This window comes from Saezia sanguinis, assembly GCF_963921665.1.
Lineage (GTDB): Bacteria > Pseudomonadota > Gammaproteobacteria > Burkholderiales > Burkholderiaceae_C > Saezia > Saezia sanguinis.
Genome location: NZ_CAWUGC010000001.1, coordinates 139,704 through 159,156, shown reverse-complemented (window position 1 = coordinate 159,156; position 19,453 = coordinate 139,704). Strand labels below are relative to the sequence as shown.

Here is a 19,453-nt window from a genome sequence, read left to right as displayed (position 1 = left end):
TCGTCATTTGCCCATCTCACACCACATATACCATGGCAGACCAGAGCTTAGCCCACCCGACTGAACCCCAGAAAAATGCTGATTGGCATGCCTGCACAACAGAACAAACGCAGCACGCACTGAACACACAGGTCAATGGGCTGAGCAATGAAGAGGTAACGCAGCGGCAGCAACTGTATGGGTTCAACCAGTTGATTGCTCCCAAAAAGCGCAGTGCCTGGATGCGCTTTTTCATGCAGTTTCATAACATCCTGCTCTACATCATGCTGGCTGCTTCTGCCGTAACAGCGATTCTGGGGCACTGGATCGATACCTTTGTACTGCTGGCCGCCGTACTCGTCAACGCCATCATCGGGTTCATACAGGAAGGAAAAGCCGAATCGGCCATGGATGCCATCCGATCCATGATCTCCGCCCGTGCAACCGTGATCCGGGAAGGCGTGCGCAAAGAAATCAACGCGCTCGAACTGGTGCCAGGCGATCTGGTTATTTTAAATTCCGGCGATAAAATCCCGGCCGATATCCGCCTGACGTCTGCCAGAGACCTGCGTGTCGAAGAAGCCGCCCTAACCGGGGAATCCGTCCCTATTCAAAAAAGCACCAATGTGGTCGCCAGTGATGCCCCTCTGGGAGACCGCACCTGCATGACGTACTCAGGCACCGTGGCCGTATATGGGCAGGCCAGCGGCATCGTTGTCGCCACCGGCACATACACCGAGCTGGGCAAAATCAATGAAATGCTCTCCAGCATTGAAAGCATGACAACGCCCCTGCTGCGCCAAATCAATGCTTTTGGCAGGGCACTGGCCATTTTCATCCTGATTTTTGCTGCGGCACTGTTTCTGTTTGGCGTATTCCTGCGCGGCTACTCGGCTTCAGACATGTTCATGATGGTCATTGCCCTGACGGCCTCGGCCATCCCGGAAGGCCTGCCGGCACTGATCACCATCACCCTGGCACTGGGTGTGCAGCGTATGGCACGCCAGCATGCCATTGTCCGCAACCTGCCAGCGGTCGAAACGCTGGGATCAGTCTCTGTGATCTGCTCCGATAAAACCGGCACCCTCACCCGCAACGAGATGACCGTGCAGCGCATTGTCAGCAGCCTGCATGTGTATGATGTCAGCGGCATCGGCTATGCCCCGCAGGGCACTGTTTACCAAAATGACCAGCCTGTCAGTTGCGCCACAGATACCATCCTCGAGCGCATTGTCCGCATCGGTACTTTATGCAATGATGCCCAGTTGGTTAACGAAACACCGCCACGCATAGAAGGAGACCCCACCGAAGGCGCCTTGCTGGTGCTGGGTGCCAAAGCAGGCCTGGTACAGCAGGATGCCCCCTCTCAGTGGCAGCGGTTAGACAGCATCCCGTTTGAATCAGAACATCGTTACATGGCCACCTATCATCAGGACGAAAAAAGCCTGCCATGGATTCTGACAAAAGGTGCACCTGAACGCATTTTTGAAATGTGCGGTTCACAAATGTCCGCACATGGCATCAGCCCGCTGGATATCGACTACTGGCGGCGCATGGTGACCGACACGGCAGCCAAAGGCCTGCGCGTGCTGGCACTGGGTTATAAACAGGCTGAACCGCAGGCAGAACAGATCAGCACAGATGATATCGACAGCGGCGGATTTATTCTGGCCGGGCTGGTCGGCATCATCGACCCCCCACGTGAAGAAGCCATTGCTGCCATACGCGAATGCCACCAGGCCGGCATATCGGTCAAAATGATTACCGGCGACCATGTGGAAACGGCCCGCGCCATTGGCGCACAGCTCAATATCGGCGTGGACAAACCCGCCATGACCGGTGCGGAAATCTCGGTGCTGGATGATCAGGAACTCAGCCGCGTCATCATGGATGTTGACGTTTTTGCACGCGCCGCGCCGGAACATAAGCTGCGGCTGGTACAGGCCATGCAAGAACAGCATCAGATCGTATCCATGACAGGCGACGGTGTGAACGACGCCCCGGCGCTCAAACGCGCCGATGTCGGCGTGGCCATGGGACAAAAGGGAACAGAAGCGGCCAAAGAAGCCGCTGACATGGTACTGACCGACGACAATTTCGCCACCATTGCCAAAGCGGTACGCGAAGGCCGTACCGTTTACGACAACCTAAAAAAATTCATTTTGTTCATGCTGCCCACCAATGGCGGCGAGGCGCTGGTCATCATTGCGGCCATTTTCCTGCAGTTCACCCTGCCGCTGACTCCGGCCCAGGTGTTGTGGATCAACATGGTCACCTCCTGCACGCTCGGGCTTGCACTGGCTTTTGAAGCGGCCGAGCCTAACATCATGACACGCCCTCCCCGCGCTTCCAGTGAAAAACTGCTCTCCGGCTTCTTCATCTGGCGCATTATCATGGTTTCTGTACTGATGATGGCTGCAGTGCTCACACTGTTTCTCTGGGAACTCAGCCACGGCACTGCCGAAAACACCGCCAGAACCATTGCCGTGAATACACTGGTTGCCGCGGAAATGTTTTACCTGCTCAACAGCCGGCATGTTTATGATACCGTACTCAGCCGTGAAGGCCTGCTGGGAAACAAATACGTGCTGTTATCCATCGCCGCCTGTTTTGCTTTGCAACTGCTGTTTACCTACCTGCCGGCATTCCAGTATTTATTTGGCTCTACAGCACTTGATTTAACCCAGTGGCTGAAAGTCTTTGCCGGTGGGGTGTTTGTTTTCCTGGTGGCTGAACTCGAAAAATGGATCATACGGCGGTATATCTCTTTAAAACCGGCAGCATGACCCTATGACCATGCCGGTACTTCTTTGAAACGTGCCCCATTTGATTGCATGCGCCTTCTTGATAGAATCGCAATAGCAGCCACCCCACGTGCTAAGTGATAAGGCTGCCATACGGCTTAGCCTTACCATAACCTTTTAATGTGCTTCACCCATATGCCAACACTCCGCTGCGACCAAACGCCCTCCTGGAAACAACTGCTCGCCCATGCGCAGCAACATGCAAAAATGCCAGCTTTATCTGCACTGTTCGAGCAGGACGCACAACGCTTTCAACGGTTTTCATTTGCCGCCCCTGCCGTGTTTGCAGACTTATCCAAACAGCAGATCACAACACCCGTTCTCGACAGCCTGCTGTCACTGGCTCGTGAATGCCAGCTTGAAACCAAGCGGGACGCCATGTTCCGTGGTGATGAAATCAACATCACAGAAGGCAGACAGGTATTGCATACTGCTTTGCGCGGTGATGCCAACAGCCCGCATTACAGCGAAGTACAAGGTGTGCTCACAGAAATGCTGGCATATGCCGAACAGATTCGCAACCAGCCCCAGATTACCGACATCGTCAATATCGGCATTGGCGGCTCTGATCTGGGCCCTCGCATGGCCGTACAGGCTTTAGAGCCATTTACCCAAACGGACAAACGTTACCATTTTGTATCCAATGTCGACGGCTTTGATCTGGCCAGCGTATTGCAGAAACTGCGGCCACAAAATACGCTGTTCATCATTGTGTCCAAAACATTCACCACACAAGAGACACTGAGCAACGCACACAGTGCCAAGGCCTGGTTTGAAGCCAGCGGCGGCACCGACTTATCTGACCACTTTATCGGCGTCACCACCAACATTGAGGCCGCCAGCGCTTTTGGCATACAACGTACCTTCGGCTTTTGGGACTGGGTTGGTGGCCGTTACTCTGTATGGTCTGCCGTCGGACTGGTACTGGCGATGGCAATTGGCGCCAAGTCCTTCCGCGCTTTTCTGAACGGCGCCCGGCAGATGGACGAGCATTTCATGCAGACACCACTGGAACACAACGTTCCTGTGTTGCTGGGGCTGGTGGACATCTGGAACCGCGTTTTTCTGCAACGCTCATCCCGTTGCGTTGCGCCTTACCACCAGGGGCTGGCACGCTTTGCGGCCTACCTTCAACAACTGGAAATGGAATCCAACGGCAAAGGGGTGGATATTTTGGGCAATGCGGTTGCCTACCCGACTTCTGCCACGGTCTGGGGCGAAGCTGGCACCAACGGCCAGCATGCTTTTTTCCAGATGCTGCACCAGGGTACTGACATCATTCCGGTTGACTTTATCATCGCCAAAGAAGCCATTTACCCTGCTGCCACTTTGCCTGACCAGGTCATCAATCAACTCAAGGCGCAACACCAGATATTACTTGCCAATGCGCTGGCCCAAAGCCGGGCACTGATGATCGGAAAAACCCGCGAACAGGCACTGGCAGAGTTTGCCGGCAAACCAAGCACCGGTATCGACGCCTTGACCTTAGCCAAACACCGCACGTTCCCAGGCAACCGCCCAAGTACAACGCTGCTGCTGCAAAACCTGAGCCCCGAAAGCCTGGGCGCATTGATTGCATTGCACGAACACCGGACCTTTACCTGTGGCGCGATCTGGAACCTGGACAGCTTTGACCAATGGGGCGTGGAATTAGGAAAGACACTGGCAAAAGACCTGCTGCCCCGCTTTAAAACCGGTCAGACTGAAAATCTGGATGCATCAACAGCAGAGCTGTTAAAGCGCATACGCTGATGCTTATTTTTCACCCATAACAAAAAGAGCCTATAAGGGCTCTTTTTGCATCACTTGGAAATACAATCAGAAAAATAACATCAGAAATTATGAATCATCCCGATGCTGGCACTGTACTTGCGCTCTGCAGCGTTAAAAGCTTCTGCATCGTTGTTGGTCCCGCCGTATTGCACATACAGCTGAGTGCGCTTGGACAAATCATAGGTCGCAAATAATTCCCATGCCAAAGGCTTGACTTCGCGATCCGTATCATATGCATAAGGAACCCAGGTTGAACCTGATGGAATCCACGCGTATTTGGTTTCTGTGCCGCTGTAGGCCTTCATGTTATAAGCGACCTGCGCACCGACTGTGAAAGCCGTATTGCTGATTGGTGCAGCAATACCTAACGAAAAGCCACGACCATCGTTCTTCAGATGGTTATCAAAATACGAAGCCGATACCAGGAAGCTGCCAAAGTCATATTTGGCACCAATACCCCAGGACGCGCTGATATCCGCACCAGGCATACTGGCCGGCTTGCTTTCATAAACAGCACCAATGGTAAAATCACCGTAAGAGTACATGGCGCCGATAGTATAAATCGTTTTGGCTGATGCATAAAGCGGATTGCCCCAGATATCATTGCTGGTATGCATTCCATCCAGACCAAAAGCATCGTCATTTTTCAAAATAACCGCTGCCTGGAATGAAAACCCGCTGAACTCAGGCGATACATAGGCAATGACCGAATCTGCATGATCATAAGTTCCATCTGCAAACCTTTGCGCATCTCCGGAGACCCCGGCGTTACCCAGTGAAGAAGTCAGGGCAGGTGCGCCGCTGACGTCAAATTCACTCATGATGTTGCTTGCAACTGTCGACTGACGGCCCGCCTGAATGGCACCAAAATTCCCGGCAAGTCCTACGAAGGCAGCACGGTTAAAGCCTTCTGATGCACCATCTTCAGGGTTAATTTCTGATTCCAACTGAAAATAAGCCTTCAAACCATTACCCAGATCTTCAGATCCTTTCAATCCCCATACAGACGTTGCTTTTGAGCCACCCCACTGCTGGAATTTACCATTCCCGGTTGCAGCGCCTTCATAAATCCCCTGGTTTCCCACACCATAGCCTACATCCAGAGTTCCATACAGAGTTGCTTCTGATTGTGCCCATGCGGGAGCTGCCAACATGCCAATTACTGCTGACGCAAGTAAAGTCTTTTTCATGATGTCCTTTCGTTTTTGATATGAATCAATGGGAATGATTATCATTTAGAGATAAACTTTTCTCAATAAAAACGAAATACTTGATCATTACACATGGTGCGCGAATACAACATTCAAATTACGCACAGCCACAAAAACATTGGACATAAAAAAAAGAGCTCCCGAAGGAGCTCTCTCTGATTCAATCAACTTATCAGATGAACTGATTAGAAGTTGTGGATCAAGCCGAAGTTGGCACTGTACTTACGTGAAGCACCCAGATATTCTTCAGCATCGTTGTTGATACCACCGTACTGGAGGTACAACTGGGTACGCTTAGACAGGTTGTAGTAAGCAAACAGTTCCCATGCCAGAGGCTTAACTTCTCTGTCACCGCTGTAGCTGTACAGATCCCAGCTGCTGGTAGAAGCATTGGGGAACCACACGTAGTTGGTTTCTGTACCGTTATAAGCTTTGGTGTTGTAAGCAATCTGTGCACCAACAGTGAAGGCACCGATAGGAGCTTTCACGCCCAGGTAGAAGCCTTTACCATCGCTCTTGAAGTGGTTGTCAAAGTAGCCACCGGAAACCACAAAGGAACCGAAGTCGTACTTAGCACCAATACCCCAGGAAGCGCTGATGTCAACTCCAGGAACGTCAGCAGGTTTGCTTTCGTAAGCAGCACCAATGGTGAAGCCACCGTAGTTGTACTGAGCACCCACTGTGTAGATGGTCTTGTTTTCAATCAGGCGAGGATTGCCCCAAATGTCGGTCACGCCAGTGGCCACACCGTCCAGACCGAAAATGTCATCATTCTTCAGAACCACAGCACCTTGGAAGCTGAAGCCGCTGAAGTTAGGAGAAACGTAAGCGATAGCAGAACTTACACGTGAGTAGGTTCCCAGGCCGCCACCGTTTGCATTCTGAGAAATAGCGGAGATACCAGCATTACCCAGAGCAGAAGTTACGTTAGGAGAACCGCTCAAGTCGAACTGACCCAGAACGTTGTTGATGACGTGTGTTTGACGACCAGCTTGGATAGCACCGAAGTTACCGGCGATACCAACGAAAGCTGCACGGTCAAAACCGCCTTTATCAGCGCCGGACTCAGGGTTGAAACCCTGTTCCAGGTTGAAGTAAGCCTTCAGGCCATTGCCCAGGTCTTCAGAACCTTTCAGACCCCAGCGTGATGTAGAGTTAGCATTACCAAACTGTTGGAATTTGCTTTCATGTGGGCCACCCAGTTCGTAAGCGCCGTTGTTGCTGACACCATAGCCAACGTCGATTTTACCGTAAAGGGTAGCTGTTGACTGGGCAGCTGCAGCACCTGCAAATGTGCCGAGGACGGCCAGTGCGATTAACGATTTTTTCATTTCCAATTTCTCCAAGTGTTAACAGAGCGCGCGGTCTTCAGAGATCACTTATCTGTCTTCCGCACTACCTCCTAATCGGGAAGTAGACTCTATTGCACCAAATCTTGGACTTTATGGCAAACTTTTCTGAATACCCATTCTTGTTTTCGTTGCCACTGTGCAACAATTTATCCGTTCTTTTAGATACATCCCAACACGGTCAAAAATGGCAACGCTGCGCCACAAACCCATGCTTTGCGCTAAAATTAGTCCATTAAACGCTAACTGAATTCAACTTAAGGCAAAAACTTGCCTTTTAGTCAAAAACCAGAGGTATTCGCAGTGGCACATACAGAAACATCTCCCCGTTCCGGCAGCCAGCAACGGCCCATAGAACAGCCTGCTACATTGGATGACTGGCTTGCCGCAGCCGATGTGGCACTGAAAACAGTTTTTGCCCACCCTGCAGCCGCCCGTCCCAACCCAGGGGACAAGTTTGTTGATACACATGACATGCAATTGGACGAAAAACAACGCCGGCTTTCCGGCGCTTTGATACGGGTTGACCATGTCGGCGAAGTCTGTGCTCAGGCACTCTATACAGCGCAATCTTTGACCACCAAAGACCCCGCTTTACGCAACCATCTGAAAAAAGCAGCACAGGAGGAAATTGATCACCTGGACTGGTGCCGTGACCGGCTGAATGCTTTAGGCACCCATTCCAGTGTGTTGAACCCCCTGTGGTTTGCCGGGGCATTTGCCATCGGCATGGCTGCGGGTAAACTGGGCGGCGACAAGGCCAGCCTGGGATTTGTCATTGAAACTGAAAACCAGGTTGAAGCACACCTGCAGGGCCACCTGGAGCGCCTGCCCGCCAATGATGCCGCTTCACGGGCAGTGGTGGAGCAGATGAAAACAGATGAAGTGGAACATGCCCAGGCAGCCGAACGCGCAGGCGGCATTAAACTGCCATTGCCCATCCGGTTGGCTATGCGCGCTGCCGCCAAAGTCATGACAACAACTGCGCATTACATTTAATCGCATCCTTTGAACTGTTTACGCTACGAAAGACCATCCTCGCTTTAGCGGATGGTCTTCTTTTTTGATAAACCGCTTCTGCGTCTTACCCTTCAACAATTTCAAAACTGCTTGTCATCGCTGCCGTCTTAGAGAGCATCATGGATGCCGAACAATATTTCTCGTGTGAAAGTTGTATTGCACGCTCTACCGCAGCTTCAGAAAGCCCTTTTCCCGTCACCACATAATGCATATGAATTTGCGTAAACACCTTCGGGTCTGTGGGCGCACGCTCAGCCTTCAGTTGAATATGGCATCCACTCACCTGCTGACGTCCGCGCTGTAGAATCATCACCACATCATAAGCTGTACAGCCACCGGTGCCAGCCAGCACCATTTCCATCGGGCGTGGCGCCAGATTATGCCCGCCACCCGGGCTGCCATCCGCATTGGGCGCGCCGTCCATCACAAGTGCATGTCCGCTGCCTGTTTCGGCCCAAAACCCCATTCCTCCTGGCCCTGTCCAGCTCACTTTACATTCCATAGATAGCCTCTTTTTTCAAACAGTCTCCCCTCCGAAACCAAGTGTCCCAACAGGTAGTTCTGTTGTTTCAGAATAACACTCCGGTTGCATTAGGGTAAACCCTGCAATATAATTCATCCATTGTTTCAGGTTGTCTCCTCCACCTCCTCCAATTGGTGGATTAAGCCCAGATTATGAAGTATCTGGGCTTTTTTTTGCCTGAAACTTTTCACAAACCCCTACTTGTGCCCTATTTGGCCTCTTAGTCCTGTCATTTGGTCTTGATTTATGCGGGCTCGTTTACTTTTGCCATGTATCAGTTGTATGATGAAAAGTTTGGAATTTCATCAATATATTCAATACAACCTGCATCCTCAAGAATAAATATGACAACCACCCCAAAACAAAAGCGCAGCCCAGCACTTAAACATCCTGACCTGTCTGATTATTTGAAAAAAATTCTGACCGCCAAGGTTTATGACATTGCGCAGGAATCACCCCTGGAACAGGCTAAACTGCTTTCCAAGCGGATGCGAAACAAAATTCTGCTGAAAGAAGAAGACTATCAGAGTGTTTTCAGCTTTAAACTGCGTGGTGCCTATAACAAAATGGCGCACCTGTCCAAGCAGTCGCTTGAATGTGGCGTCATTTGTGCTTCCGCAGGCAATCATGCACAAGGTGTGGCACTGGCAGCACAGCAACTCGGATGCCGGGCTGTTATTGTCATGCCGGTCACAACCCCTCAGGTGAAAGTTGATGCCGTTAAACATCTGGGTGGTGAGGCGGTTCTGTTTGGCGACAGCTATTCTGACGCTGCCGCCCATGCCCAGCAACTTGCCGAAAAACAGCACCTGACATTTGTACACCCGTTTGACGACCCCTATGTCATTGCTGGGCAAGGCACCATTGCCATGGAAATTCTGCGCCAACATCAAGGCCCGCTGGATGCGATTTTTGTGCCTATTGGCGGAGGCGGCCTGATTGCCGGCGTTGCAGCATACATCAAGGCGGTACGCCCGGACATCAAAATCATCGGTGTGCAGATGAATGATTCTGATGCCATGATGCGCTCTGTGCGCCAGGGACGGCGCATCACACTGCCGGATGTCGGCCTGTTTTCCGATGGCACGGCTGTCAAACAGGTTGGAGAAGAAACATTCCGCCTCGCACGCGCATTGGTTGACGATTTTGTGGTGGTGGATACCGACGCCGTCTGTGCTGCAATCAAGGACGTTTTTCAGGACACACGCAATATTGTGGAACCGTCCGGCGCCATGTCCGTTGCGGCGGTCAAGCAATACATCACCACGCACAAGATTCGCGGTGGTACTTTTGTTTCCATCCTTAGTGGCGCCAACATGAATTTTGACCGGCTGCGCTTTGTTGCTGAACGGGCCCAGATTGGTGAAAAGCGCGAAGCGCTGTTTGCCGTCACCATCCCCGAGCAGCCGGGCTCATTCAAACGTTTTTGTGAAGTCATCGGATCGCGCAGCGTTACCGAATTCAACTACCGCATTTCACGCGCCAACCAGGCCCAGATTTTCACCAGCATTGCCACATCCGGCGCAGAAGGTGAAAGCGATAAAATCACCGCGCAACTCAAGCGTGCAGGCTTTCCGACCCTGGACATGTCGGATGATGAACTCGCCAAAGAGCATATCCGTTACATGGTTGGCGGCAAAGGCGAACTGGCCAAAGACGAACGGCTGCTGCGTTTCACCTTTCCTGAGCGGCCCGGTGCTTTAATGAAATTCCTATCCTCTATGTCACCCACATGGAACATCAGCTTGTTTCATTACCGCAATTCCGGTGCGGACTTTGGCCGTATTCTGGTCGGCATTCAGGTTCCGCGCAAAGATAACGCTTTGTTCAAAGAGTTTTTGACCTCTCTGGCCTATCCATGGGAAGAAGAAACCAAAAACCCGGTGTATCAACTCTTTTTGCGCTGACCCCTTATGTCTACCCCTCGCACGCATCAGCTTGTCGTCGCCATTTCCTCGCGCGCATTGTTCAATTTTGAAGATGAAAACCGCGTTTTTGAAACCGGGGACGACCGAGCCTACATGGAGCTCCAACTGGAACGGCTGGAACAGCCCGCAACACCCGGGGTGGCCTTTTCCCTGGTCAAAAAACTGATTGCCTTCAATGAAATGGCGGCAACCCCACGGGTAGAAGTTGTAATACTTTCGCGCAACGACCCGGTTTCAGGGTTAAGGGTTTTCCGTTCTGCTGCACACTACGGCCTGACCATTCAGCGCGGCGTATTCACCCGTGGTGAATCGCCCTGGCGCTATCTGGTACCGCTGCAAGCACATCTTTTTTTGTCAGCTAATCCGCTGGATGTCCGTGCGGCATTGCAGGCAGGTTTTCCGGCTGCCACGGTTTATCCACAGTCTGCATTGGCCTCAGATGCACACCCCGACGAAGTGCGCATTGCTTTTGACGGGGACGCGGTACTGTTCTCAGACGAAGCCGAGCAGGTTTATCAAAAAGAAGGCCTGTCGGCCTTTTATCAGCACGAATCCAGCAAGGCAGCCCAGCCCTTGCCTGCCGGTCCGTTCAAACCGTTGCTGATTGCACTGAACCAGTTACAGCAACAACCCGCACCTCACATGCGTTTGCGTACTGCTCTGGTCACGGCACGTTCGGCCCCTGCACATGAACGCGCCATCCGTACCCTGATGGACTGGAACATCGAAATTGATGAAGCCATGTTTCTGGGCGGGTTTGCCAAAGGCGAATTTTTACGCGAATTTGAGCCTGATTTTTTCTTTGACGACCAGACGACCCATGTGCGCAGTGCCGCTTCCCATGTGCCATCAGGACATGTGATCAACGGTATCACCAACGAAAATAACTGAAATTAACAACCAGATTTTCTGTCCACTGATTGCGCCACGCCGGTTTAACCTCAAATAGATTCAAATGAAAACGCCTGTAAGAATCAACTTACAGGCGTTTTCTCAGATACTCTGCCTGCACCAGGCAGACAGAAACTCACGGCTTATCTTTTAAGCAAGCATCAGTTCTTTTGATCTGCGTTCTCACGGATGTCAAACCACATCCCCATGAGTACACCGAAAAGTGCTGCAAAAGGTAAGCCCAGGATCCAAGCGAAATACCACATGTTTAATTCTCCTTTCTGTACCTTGAGCAATCAATAAGAGAACGTCTTGCTGTCGTCCACACTGTCACGGGTAACCTTACCGCGCAACACGTAGAACACATAGCTGGTGTAAGCCAAAACAATCGGCACAAAGATCAACGCAACCACCAGCATGATAAACAGAATCATGTGGCTGGAAGACGTATCCCATACCGTCAGGCTATGACTGGGGTTGACGCTGGAAGGCAGAATCATCGGGAACATGGACACGCCCACGCTCGAAATAATCCCGGTCATAGACAAGCTGCTGCAAATGAATGCCAGCAATGCCTTGCCCGCTTTCAGCAGAACTGCTGCCAGCAAAGCCCCGACAATCCCCAAGATCGGAACGATCCACAGGATGGGCAGTGCGCCATAGTTGGCAAACCATTGTTTTTCAACCCCGCCTACAGCTGTTTTCAGCAGTGGGTTAGAAGGGCCGTCCAGCACAGCAGGAGAAGAGTAGGCATAGCCCTTGATGCCCATGTACAGCCACACCCCGGCCAGAATGTACAGCACAGCGGTTGCAATGCCGGTAATAGAGCCGATGGTGCGGGCACGTGACTCTACAGCACCCTGGGTTTTTACAGCTACCCAAGTGGCGCCGTGTGTCACCAGCATGGCTACAGATACCAGGCCTGCCAGAATGCCAAACGGATTCAGCAATTCAAACAGTGTGGTGCCGTCATAGTAAATGCGCTGTTCCGGGTTAAAGTGGAAGGGAACCCCTTGCAACACGTTGCCCAGTGCCACACCAAAAATAAGGGCAGGCACAGCACCACCGATGAACAAGCACCAGTCCCAGGTTTTACGCCATGTTGCATCATGCAGCTTGCTGCGATACTTGAACCCGACCGGGCGCAGAATCAAAGCAAACAGTGTTGCAAACATCGCCAAATAAAAGCCCGAGAATGACACTGCGTACAGGATTGGCCAGGCGGCAAAAATAGCACCACCGCCGGTAATCAGCCACACCTGGTTACCTTCCCACACGGGGCCGACAGTATTGATCACAATACGGCGCTCCACATCATTTTTGCCAATAAAGGGCAACAATGCTGCAGTACCTAAGTCAAACCCGTCCGTGATTGCAAAACCGATCAGCAGCACACCCAGCAGCAGCCACCAAATCACTCGCAAAACTTCATAGTTAATAAGTGTATGTAGTTCCATGTTTATTACTCCGCTGCAGCCAGTTTGGGTTCATTAGCTTGTTTCTGCAGGGCTTCCGGAGAGCCTGGCTCCGGCTGCGGCCCCTTACGAATGCTCTTGACCATCAGCGACATTTCAACAATGATCAACACGGTGTAGATCAGTGCAAAACCGGCAATAGTCAGCAGCAGTGCCCATGCGCCCAGTTCCGAGTGCGCTGATACTGTTGGCAACACCCCTTCAATAATCCAGGGTTGACGTCCCATTTCAGCAACCATCCAGCCCATTTCAGCTGCGATCCAGGGCAGAGGAATACTCCACACCGCCAGTCTGAGCATGAACGGATGTTTCTCCAGCGTACGGCGAGCCGACATGAAGAAGAAGACAAGCATGAACAGGATCAGGTAGAAGCCAATTGCCACCATGATACGGAACGACCAGAAAGCCGTTGCCACATGAGGAATGGTCTTGGCAGCTGCCAGCATGATTTCGCTTTCAGGCACATTGCTCAGGTCAGGCAGTTTATTGCCGCCTTCAGATGCCGCAGTCGGGCCTCTGAGCAACAGTGCGTAGCCATAGTTACGGATGTTGTCATCCACCAGTGCTTTCAACTCAGCCGGTGCATTGCCATAGCTGCCATATTCCTGGCGGATCTGCTGCAATGCATTATAGGCAACCAAGCCACTGCGGATACGGTCAACCGAGGTTTCAACCTGCGACTCTTTTCCGTCCAGACGGCGGCCAAATGCCAGTTCATTGATACCAGCGAGCTCCTGCGTCAGGGTACGTGTACCAATCAGCCCCATCACGATGGGAATGTGGATACCGCCTGAAGTTGAGCCTGCATTCTGTGTTCTGGCTGTCTCTTCATCTGAATTCTGGCTGGTAAAGCCAATCAGCATGAAAGAAGCCGGTGCAGGTTCCGTGTCCCACATACCTTCAATAGCGGCCATCTTCATTGGCTGGTCTTTACCAACCATATAGCCGCTCTCGTCGCCGAGGAACACCACAGACAATGCTGCGCACAAGCCAAATGCCGAAGCCACTGCAATCGAGCGCTTGGCAATTTCCAGATGGCGACCTTTGAGGATATACCATGCAGAAACACCAATCACGAACGCCGCAGCTGTACAGTAACCGGCAGAGACCGTATGGACAAATTTAGCCTGTGCCACCGGGTTGAACAATACATCAGCAAAGTGCGAAACTTCCATACGCATGGTCGCCGGGTTGAACACTGAACCGGTCGGGTTCTGCATCCAGCCGTTGGCAATCAAAATCCACAGCGCTGAGAAGTTAGAGCCAATTGCCACACACCAGGCCGCAACCAGGTGAGCACCTCTTGACATGCGGTCCCATCCAAAGAAGAACAACCCGACAAAGGTTGACTCCAGGAAGAACGCCATCAAGCCTTCAATCGCCAAAGGCGCGCCGAAGATGTCGCCTACATAGTGACTGTAATAGCTCCAGTTCATACCGAACTGAAACTCCATCACAATCCCTGTAGAAACACCCAGGACAAAGTTGATACCGAACAAAGTGCCCCAGAACTTGGTCATCTGACGCCAGATGGGTTTATTCGTAAAGTAATAAACCGTCTCTATTGTGGCAACCAGTGCCGACAGACCTAATGTGAGGGGAACGAATAGAAAGTGGTACAGCGCCGTCAAGGCAAACTGAAACCGGGATAGTGTTGCAACATCAAAGTCCATACTTGTTAATCAGGCCAGCCTGACTCCCTTCGTGGTTAATTCTGATATACGCGATTTTGGCACAGAATGGAACTAATTGGGCCTTAGTTGACCTAAAGCAGCCGTATATTCCAATTGCCCCCTTTGATAACTGTTTTTTATTTGATTTTTATCAATGACAAAAATAAAATCAGCCGTTTCAGCTTCTCTTTTCAGATGGGTTGCAATCAGCATGGCCTGCTGCCCACCTTTCTCTGTTATCCGACGCAACACGTCTGCTGCTGTTTGCTGATCCAGCCCTTCTGTAGGCTCATCCAGCAGCCATAACGGGGCTTTTCTTAATAGCAGTCTCGCCAATGCTAAACGACGCGCCTGCCCCCCCGATAAACCTAAACCACCTTCTCCCAGCCAGGAATCTAATCCATCGGGTAATTGTTTGATTGTATGCGCTAAACCGGCATCCTCCAAGGCCTGCCATAACATTTCATCAGATGCTTGTGGGTCAGCCAGCAACAGATTCCCACGCAATGTATCTTTGAACAGCTCCGTTCGCTGTGTCAATACGCTAAAACGCTCACATCTGATTTCGCCACTGTCCGGCTGCAGTTCCTGCGCAATCAGCGCCAGCAGTGTTGACTTGCCGCTGCCACTGCCGCCCACCAGCGCAATGCGCTGCCCTTTAAGCATTTCCAGGTTGATATCTTTGAGCACCTGGCGTGTTGTATCGGGATAACAAAAATTCACGTGTTTTAGCGCTAAAACAACATCCCCTCCCAGAGGGCAGGCCATTGTGGTTGTATTTTGGGAAACCGAACCATTTTTTTCCAGCCTCGGCGCCAGGCGCTTCACCGCCAGCAGGGTACGCCCAAGCTCTACCGCTCCACGGCGCAAAGCGGTAAAAGGCTCAAAAATCGCCAGCAGCACCAGCAAAGCAAACGCAGCAACAGCCGCCCCCAGCAATGCCGACTCAACCAGAACCGCACATACCAGCAACACGCCTGAAAGCATCACAGCCGTCGCCAAGCCATGGGCAACGGTCACCCACATTTCCAACCGGTTCATGTCATCATCTGCACGGCTTAAATGCGCATCTGCCTTCATGATTAAATCAAACTGACGGCCTGCCTGCCCGGCCATCAGCAACTCAACCTGCCCGGCCACCAGGTCCACCGACCTGGCACGCAGCGCTTCGCTGGCATAAGCCTTCAGGCGCGCTGCACGCTGTGCACGCAAAGACATCAACAAAGGCACGCCAAGCCCCACTACGGCCAGCCAAATGACCAATACCACACCCAGCCATGGATGCACCCAGAAGCCATAGGCCAGACCGGTCAATACCGTCGCAACCAATGCCGCAGCCACAGGCACCAAAATACGCAGGTACAAAGAATCCAGCGCATCAATATCCACCGTTAACCGAAACAGCAACTGCGCCGGCCTTTTCATCAGCGATCGCGCTGCCTGTGGTTCAGCCCAGCCCCGGAACAGCCGCTCGCGCAAATCAGCCAGAACCGCCAGTGTGGCATCATGCGTTACCAACCGCTCACCATAGCGGGAAACGGTGCGAGTCAAAGCCAGAAAGCGAATGCTTGACGAAGGAATCAGCACATTAAACAGCTTTGCCGTCATGAAGTCCAGGCCGGCAATAGACGTTGCAGTAATAAACCAGCCCGACACCCCCAGCAGCGCCAGGCCAAACACCACAGTGATAGATGCCATCAGTATGCCCAGCCACAGCTTGGCACGCTGCGCTTCAAAAAACACCTGCAATATCTGGCGCAGTGCTTTCCAGGTACTTGCTTTTTGATGCCGGCTCATACTGCCTCCCCTGAATACACAGGCGACAACTGCACCACTTTGTCCATATAAGGCAGAATACGCTCGTCATGCGTGGCAACAATCACCGTTGTACCCCGCTGTGCCACAGCCATCAGCCCTTGAATCACTGCTTGTGCCGTCTCGGTATCCAAATGTGCAGTCGGCTCATCGGCCAGCAGCAAACCGAGCTGGGGTGTCACCATGGCACGTGCCAGCGCCAGCCGCAACACCTCCCCCCCGGAAAGACCTATGCCCCCCTCACCCAGCCGCCGTTGCAACTGTCCATGTGCAATATCAGTCATCGCAGCGGCATCCACTGCACTTTGTACCTGCTGTGCAGAAATATCTGAGCGGCCTAACGTGATGTTGTGCAACAAGCTGCCGGCAAAAATATGAGGCTGCTGGCTGATCCAGCCCATATGCGTTCGCAATGCATCAGCCGTGGCATCGGTCAACTGCACACCACCAATCTCGATGCTCCCTGCATTTGCCTGCAACAACCCCGCCAGCAGCGCCAACAAGGTCGATTTTCCCTGACCACTGGGGGCCACCAATGCCACCTTCTCTCCGGCAGCCACTGTCAGATCAAAATCATGCAATACCGGCTGCACACTACCAGGGTACTGAAAGCTGATCCCTTTAACCTTCACCGCCAAAGCGCTGCCTGAAACATCAGGTACATCAGACACATCTGGCACAGCGGTTGAAGCCGCACCATGCCGCCCGCCCACCAGATCTTCTCCCTGAGAACTCAGGCTGACCATGCTGTCCATTGCAGCCACACCCGAGGCACGGTCATGCCAAACAGCCGAAAGCTCGCGCAACGGATCAAAAAAAGTAGGCGCCAGCAACAGAATAAACAGCCCCTGCGTCAGCGTCAGCTTGCTTCCCCAGGCCCCAAACGACAAATCCCCCAGCAGGTGAAAGCCAATATACACCGCCACCATCGCCACACCCAGCGCGGAAAACAACTCCAGCACGGCTGAAGATAAAAACGCAATACGCAGCACCGACATCGTTTTGCGGCGCACACCATCGGCTGCGTCCCGCAGCCGCCTGGCAATCACATCCACCGCGTCAAAAGCCCGGATCGTCGTCAAGCCGCGTAAACGGTCCAGCAAAAAACCATTCATCTGCCCAATTTCCAGCATCTGTTTTTCGCTGGCCTCTTTGGCTCGCCAGCCAACCAGAATCATGAAAACCGGAATCAACGGTGCCGCACACAACAACACCAGCGCGGCAACCCACGAATTCACAATGACCGCCACCAGAAACACCAGCGGCACAATCATCACCTTCAACTGCACCGGCTGATACCTCGACAGATACGGCACAATCTGCTCGGCCTGCTCGGTCAGAACACTGGCCGCCTGTCCCGAAGTCGGGCGCGTTGTATCCAATGGGGAACGCTTGCTCAATGCCTCAATGGCCTGCTGCCGCAAGCGGCTCAACTGCTGCCTGGCCGAACGGAAAGAAATGCGTGCGCCCCAGGCATCCAGCCCGGCACGCACGATACCAATCAACAAAACCCCGATGGCACTGTACAAGGACACCGCCCATATATCCTGCCCATCTGCCATGGCACCCACTGCCACGGCCAAAAGCCACGCCTGGGGCAACCACAGCAACGCAGCACCTAATTGCAGCATGCCACCGGGCGTCCATGGTGACTGCCGCTGGCGGCGTGGTTTTGTAGGGGCGGGCTGTTCCAATTAATTCTCCTGTCGTGCCGTGGGGGCATCATGCTTTATATCCGCAGACACTACATTATGCCCAAAGCACACGGCAGCACCAATAACAGCATATCAAAACCATCAGAACAATAGCCAAACGCTGCCGTTGCCCGTATCGCTGCTCATCCAGCCTTTTGCTGATATACACAAGCCATATGCCCTTGCCGTACGGACAAAACAAAACGCCCTGCATTGCAGGGCGTCTTTCACAAAAACCGCACGATCAAAGCGATTCACATGCCATCCGGTACAAACCCAATGCCGCAGCCCCGGCATCCATTGCCACAAATGGTGCTTGATCATTTGAAGTGATATCCAGAATATGGCCTGATGCATCCAACGCATAAAAAGCAGGAGTTCTATAAGTACTGTCCTTGCACCTGACTTCAGAATAAATCAATGTTCCCGTCACACTCTCTGAACTCTGTGCGCTTAACGGAATAGCCACAGGAAACACCATACGCAACCATACCGTACTCACGCCATCAGGTTGCAGCACAATACGCTCTTTGTTGGCATAAACCGCATTGCCCATGCCATCATCCTGCACCATCAACATCCAACGTTCACGGGCACTGTTGGCCAGAAAATGTGCAGCCCCGTCCCTGTCCTGAGGAAACGCCGGTACATTCGCCGCCTGCTCATCCACCGGTGCCGCACAGGCCCCAGCCAGTAATGCTCCAATGATTACCAGTCCCCAATTAATCACTTTTTTCATGGCAAATCCTTTTCCCCAAAACCGGTCACTGTTGATGCGCCAGCATGCACATGCAACTGAAAACATCGCATCTGCCAATTATGGTTTGGATTATGACTTTGTGCAACGCCAGGGTTACCCCATGAATGCTGCAGACAGATTACAGCCCTGATTCAACCTCCTGTTGACTGGAAGACTTTTGCACCAGCAAGGCCGCCTCTGCACGGCGCTTATCCAACACCACTTTGACCTGCCCCCAGATATTCCACGCAATAATGGACACCGTCAGGAAAACAGCCAACACCACCAGCGTCAACGCCCGCCTGAGCACCTCCACCGCTTCAGCGCCCGCATCATAGCGGCCAAAACACAGCATCAAAATCAATGTGCCAGAAACTGCCAGCAAATAAGCGCTTTTGATCCAGAACGCCGCGCCATCTCTATCCTCGCACAGCCGCACCAGAATTTTATACAGAATAGGCTTTAAATAAGACACCGCTAATATGGGGCATATCAAAGCAACGACCAAAGAAAAAACAAAAAATGTGAGATTCATCATCCCCTCCTGTTTATGTAGACAAAATAAAAACTGTATAAAGA

At 52.3% G+C, this 19,453-nt stretch carries 15 protein-coding genes; 5 read left to right on the top strand and 10 right to left on the bottom strand.

All coding sequences use genetic code 11. The annotated features are described in order from the left end of the window. Positions 1-32 precede the first annotated feature (32 nt). The gene (locus tag AACY98_RS00735) at positions 33-2,765 is read left to right on the top strand and encodes a cation-transporting P-type ATPase (protein WP_339800332.1); all 2,733 of its coding nucleotides are present in this window, start codon (positions 33-35) and stop codon (positions 2,763-2,765) included. A 153-nt stretch (positions 2,766-2,918) separates the two neighbouring features. Next, positions 2,919-4,535, top strand: coding sequence for a glucose-6-phosphate isomerase (gene pgi / locus AACY98_RS00730; protein WP_339800329.1), 1,617 nt, complete (start codon positions 2,919-2,921; stop codon positions 4,533-4,535). Positions 4,536-4,615: 80 nt separating this feature from the next. On the opposite strand, the gene AACY98_RS00725 is transcribed toward pgi, so the two are convergent. Beyond that, entirely contained in the window at positions 4,616-5,746 is a 1,131-nt protein-coding gene (locus AACY98_RS00725) for a porin (protein WP_339800326.1), read from the bottom strand. A 206-nt stretch (positions 5,747-5,952) separates the two neighbouring features. Continuing rightward, entirely contained in the window at positions 5,953-7,098 is a 1,146-nt protein-coding gene (locus AACY98_RS00720; RefSeq protein ID WP_339800323.1) for a porin, read from the bottom strand. Between the two features lie 387 nt (positions 7,099-7,485). On the opposite strand from AACY98_RS00720, the gene coq7 reads away from it, so the two are divergent. Next, on the top strand, positions 7,486-8,115 hold the full coding sequence (coq7, locus tag AACY98_RS00715; protein WP_339800947.1) for a 2-polyprenyl-3-methyl-6-methoxy-1,4-benzoquinone monooxygenase: 630 nt from the start codon (positions 7,486-7,488) through the stop codon (positions 8,113-8,115). Between the two features lie 85 nt (positions 8,116-8,200). Here coq7 and AACY98_RS00710 read toward each other — a convergent pair whose 3' ends face one another. After that, a complete protein-coding gene (locus tag AACY98_RS00710) occupies positions 8,201-8,638 on the bottom strand; it encodes an OsmC family protein (RefSeq protein ID WP_339800320.1) in 438 nt (145 codons plus the stop codon). 365 nt (positions 8,639-9,003) lie between these two features. On the opposite strand from AACY98_RS00710, the gene ilvA reads away from it, so the two are divergent. Beyond that, complete coding sequence (ilvA, locus tag AACY98_RS00705) at positions 9,004-10,566, top strand: threonine ammonia-lyase, biosynthetic (RefSeq protein WP_339800317.1); 1,563 nt, start codon at positions 9,004-9,006, stop codon at positions 10,564-10,566. A gap of 6 nt (positions 10,567-10,572) precedes the next feature. Next, positions 10,573-11,478: a 5'-nucleotidase gene (locus AACY98_RS00700; RefSeq protein ID WP_126979879.1), complete on the top strand. Its 906-nt coding sequence runs from the start codon at positions 10,573-10,575 to the stop codon at positions 11,476-11,478. A gap of 161 nt (positions 11,479-11,639) precedes the next feature. Here the strand turns inward: AACY98_RS00700 and cydX are convergent, their stop codons facing one another. The 7 genes from cydX to AACY98_RS00665 form a co-directional block, all read right to left on the bottom strand. Then, positions 11,640-11,744: a cytochrome bd-I oxidase subunit CydX gene (gene cydX / locus AACY98_RS00695; RefSeq protein WP_126979880.1), complete on the bottom strand. Its 105-nt coding sequence runs from the start codon at positions 11,742-11,744 to the stop codon at positions 11,640-11,642. 30 nt (positions 11,745-11,774) lie between these two features. Beyond that, a complete protein-coding gene (gene cydB, locus AACY98_RS00690; RefSeq protein WP_339800311.1) occupies positions 11,775-12,935 on the bottom strand; it encodes a cytochrome d ubiquinol oxidase subunit II in 1,161 nt (386 codons plus the stop codon). 5 nt (positions 12,936-12,940) lie between these two features. After that, positions 12,941-14,626, bottom strand: coding sequence for a cytochrome ubiquinol oxidase subunit I (locus AACY98_RS00685; protein WP_339800308.1), 1,686 nt, complete (start codon positions 14,624-14,626; stop codon positions 12,941-12,943). A 72-nt stretch (positions 14,627-14,698) separates the two neighbouring features. Further along, complete coding sequence (gene cydC / locus AACY98_RS00680) at positions 14,699-16,423, bottom strand: thiol reductant ABC exporter subunit CydC (RefSeq protein ID WP_339800305.1); 1,725 nt, start codon at positions 16,421-16,423, stop codon at positions 14,699-14,701. Further along, positions 16,420-18,135, bottom strand: coding sequence for a thiol reductant ABC exporter subunit CydD (gene cydD / locus AACY98_RS00675; RefSeq protein WP_339800302.1), 1,716 nt, complete (start codon positions 18,133-18,135; stop codon positions 16,420-16,422). Before cydD ends, cydC begins: the two co-directional genes overlap by 4 nt. A 244-nt stretch (positions 18,136-18,379) precedes the next feature. After that, positions 18,380-18,874, bottom strand: a complete 495-nt coding sequence (locus AACY98_RS00670) for a hypothetical protein (protein ID WP_339800299.1) — start codon at positions 18,872-18,874, stop codon at positions 18,380-18,382. Positions 18,875-19,013: 139 nt separating this feature from the next. Continuing rightward, complete coding sequence (locus AACY98_RS00665) at positions 19,014-19,412, bottom strand: hypothetical protein (RefSeq protein WP_339800296.1); 399 nt, start codon at positions 19,410-19,412, stop codon at positions 19,014-19,016. Between the last annotated feature and the right edge of the window lie 41 nt (positions 19,413-19,453).